Raw genomic sequence first — 3,375 nt, forward strand, 5'->3', positions numbered from 1 at the left:
GGCTTCGGCGGGCAGAAGTTCATTCCAGCCACCCTCGACAAGCTGCGTGAGGCTCGGGCGCTGATCGATGCTTCCGGACGTGACATTCGCCTGGAAATCGACGGCGGGGTGAACGTGAACAACATTCGCGAAATCGCCGCTGCGGGCGCCGACACTTTCGTGGCCGGCTCGGCGATCTTCAATGCGCCGAACTACCAGGAAGTGATTGAAAAAATGCGCTCCGAACTGGCGCTGGCTCGCCCATGAGCGGTTTTGAGCAGCTGTTCCCGGGGCGTCTGCCGCGGCTGGTGATGTTCGATCTGGATGGCACGCTGGTCGATTCGGTCCCTGACCTCGCAGCGGCTGTGGATAACATGCTGCTCAAACTCGGGCGTGACCCGGTCGGCATCGAACCGGTGCGTGAGTGGGTCGGCAACGGCGCGCCGGTGCTGGTGCGCCGTGCACTGGCCGGCGGCATCGATCATTCATCGGTCGATGATGGCGAAGCCGAGGGTGCATTGCAGATTTTCATGGAGGCCTACGGTGAGGGGCATGAGCTGACCGTGGTCTATCCCGGTGTGCGCGACACCCTGAAATGGCTGCACAAGCAGGGCGTGGCGATGGCGCTGATCACCAACAAGCCGGAGCGCTTCGTCGCGCCGTTGCTGGATCAGATGAAGATCGGCCGTTACTTCAAATGGATCATCGGTGGCGACACCCTGCCACAACAGAAACCTGATCCGGCTGCGCTGTTTTTTGTGATGAAAATGGCCAACATTCCGGCGTCGCAATCATTGTTCGTCGGCGACTCGCGTAGCGATGTGCTGGCGGCGAAAGCGGCGGGGGTCAAATGCGTGGCCCTCAGTTACGGTTATAACCACGGTCGGCCGATTGCCGAAGAGTCGCCGGCGCTGGTGATCGATGATCTGCGCAAACTAATTCCCGGTTGCCTGGATCCGGCCGCTGAGATAACGTTGCCCGACGCTGTTCAACCCCCTGCTGGAAACGCCATCGTGGTGGTCACTCGCAAACTCTGGATGAAAGTCATCAAGGCCCTGGCCCGCTGGCGTTGGCGCGCCTGACTTGTTCCTGGCCGGCGTACCGGCGCGTTTGCATACCTGACCGTTAGACCCTCAAGCCACGAGGCACCTCATGATCCGCGAAGAATTCCTGCGTTTGGCCGCTGCCGGCTACAACCGCATCCCGCTTGCCTGCGAAACCCTGGCCGACTTCGACACGCCGCTGTCGATCTACCTGAAACTGGCCGACGAGCCGAACTCCTATCTGCTGGAATCGGTGCAGGGCGGCGAGAAGTGGGGCCGCTACTCGATCATCGGCCTGCCGTGCCGCACCGTATTGCGGGTTCACGATCACCACGTCAGCGTGACCCACGACGGCGTCGAGATCGAAAGCCACGACGTTGAAGACCCACTGGCCTTCGTCGAAGCCTTCAAGGCGCGCTATAACGTGCCGACCATTGCCGGTCTGCCGCGCTTCAACGGCGGTCTGGTCGGTTACTTCGGTTACGACTGCGTGCGTTATGTGGAGAAGCGTCTGGGCAAATGCCCGAACCCGGATCCGCTGGGCGTGCCGGACATTCTGCTGATGGTGTCCGATGCGGTGGTGGTGTTCGACAACCTCGCCGGCAAGATGCACGCGATTGTCCTGGCCGATCCGTCGCAGGAAGATGCCTTCGAACAAGGTCAGGCGCGTCTGCAAGCGCTGCTGGAACAACTCCGTCAGCCAATCACTCCGCGCCGTGGCCTGGACTTCAGCAAGCAGCAATCGGCCGATCCAGTGTTTCGTTCGAGTTTCACCCAGGACGATTACGAGAAAGCCGTCGACACCATCAAGGAATACATCCTGGCCGGTGACTGCATGCAGGTCGTGCCGTCCCAGCGCATGTCGATCGACTTCAAGGCTGCGCCTATCGATCTTTACCGGGCGCTGCGTTGCTTCAACCCGACGCCGTATATGTACTTCTTCAACTTCGGCGACTTCCACGTCGTCGGCAGTTCGCCGGAAGTGCTGGTGCGGGTCGAAGACAACCTGATCACCGTGCGCCCGATTGCTGGCACTCGCCCACGCGGGGCCAACGAAGAGGCGGACCTGGCGCTGGAAAAAGACCTGCTGTCGGACGACAAGGAAATCGCCGAGCACTTGATGCTGATCGATCTGGGCCGCAACGATACTGGGCGCGTCTCGGAAATCGGCTCGGTGAAGCTCACCGAGAAGATGGTCATCGAGCGTTATTCCAACGTGATGCACATCGTGTCTAACGTCACCGGCCAATTGAAGGCCGGGCTGACAGCGATGGACGCACTGCGGGCGATCCTGCCGGCCGGCACCTTGTCCGGCGCACCGAAGATTCGCGCGATGGAAATCATCGACGAGCTGGAACCGGTCAAGCGGGGCGTCTATGGCGGCGCGGTCGGTTACTTCGCCTGGAACGGCAACATGGACACCGCGATTGCGATTCGCACCGCCGTGATCAAGAACGGTGAACTGCATGTGCAGGCCGGTGGCGGCATCGTCGCCGACTCGGTACCGGCGCTGGAATGGGAAGAAACCCTGAACAAGCGTCGCGCGATGTTCCGCGCCGTGGCCCTGGCCGAACAAACCCCGGAAAACTGATCCACATAGAAAACGCGGTGCCTGCGAGGGCGCCGCGTTTTTTTATGCCTGTCATTCCCCTTTTAATCTTTTGATCTTGTGCTTCGGCCGCTCTCGACACCGCCAAAAAACTTCCAGCTTTTTGCCATCTGTCGCTAACCCTTCGATTGTTTCGCGAGCTGTCGCTCCGGCCATATTGCACGCTCTGCCCAGCTACGTTACTGTGCCCAGACGTATGAATGAGACCTTTCCCGTGTTGATCGTCAGCAAACTCCTGGATCAAGTCATCAAGGCACACGCCCGTTGGCGTTGGCGCGCCTGAATCTTTTCTGCCGGCCTGGCCGGACCTGTACCGCTTTGCCTTCTTTACCTGTACGAAATGCCGCTTTGCTGGTGCCACTCCAGCACCCGTCAAAGCGCAGCGCACTGCGGGTAAATCATTCGAAGGCCGTATTAAAAGTCAGTGAATTCAAGAGGTTCTTAACGCCATGTTGCTGATGATCGATAACTACGACTCTTTTACTTACAACGTTGTGCAATACCTCGGCGAGCTAGGCTCCGAGGTCAAAGTCGTGCGCAACGATGAACTCACCATTGCCGAAATCGAAGCCCTCAAGCCTGAGCGCATCGTCGTGTCTCCCGGTCCTTGCACCCCGACCGAAGCCGGTATTTCCATCGAAGCGATCAAATACTTCGCCGGCAAGCTGCCGATTCTCGGCGTTTGCCTCGGGCACCAATCCATCGGCCAGGCGTTTGGCGGCGATGTGGTCCGTGCCCGTCAGG

The 3,375-nt window shown here is 59.9% G+C and carries 3 protein-coding genes and 1 pseudogene; all 4 read left to right on the forward strand.

Annotation, left to right across the window (positions count from 1 at the left end; all coding sequences use genetic code 11):
- A pseudogene (locus AC1DLB_RS25540) lies at positions 1-246 on the forward strand (ribulose-phosphate 3-epimerase); the annotation flags it as partial.
- Positions 243-1,061, forward strand: a complete 819-nt coding sequence (locus tag AC1DLB_RS25545) for a phosphoglycolate phosphatase (protein ID WP_018928866.1) — start codon at positions 243-245, stop codon at positions 1,059-1,061. The pseudogene AC1DLB_RS25540 and the gene AC1DLB_RS25545, both read left to right, overlap by 4 nt.
- Positions 1,062-1,131: 70 nt before the next feature.
- On the forward strand, positions 1,132-2,613 hold the full coding sequence (gene trpE, locus AC1DLB_RS25550; protein WP_018928867.1) for an anthranilate synthase component I: 1,482 nt from the start codon (positions 1,132-1,134) through the stop codon (positions 2,611-2,613).
- Between the two features lie 467 nt (positions 2,614-3,080).
- On the forward strand, positions 3,081-3,375 hold a 295-nt coding region (locus AC1DLB_RS25555; RefSeq protein ID WP_477785874.1), incomplete at its 3' end, for a glutamine amidotransferase-related protein.

The organism is Pseudomonas sp. 05N434 (genome assembly GCF_056396965.1).

Excerpts from the sequence above, each read along its gene's own strand:
- AC1DLB_RS25545 (WP_018928866.1), top strand. The coding sequence starts at position 243 with ATGAGCGGTTTTGAGCAGCTGTTCCCGGGGCGTCTGCCGCGGCTGGTG.
- trpE (WP_018928867.1), top strand. The coding sequence starts at position 1,132 with ATGATCCGCGAAGAATTCCTGCGTTTGGCCGCTGCCGGCTACAACCGC.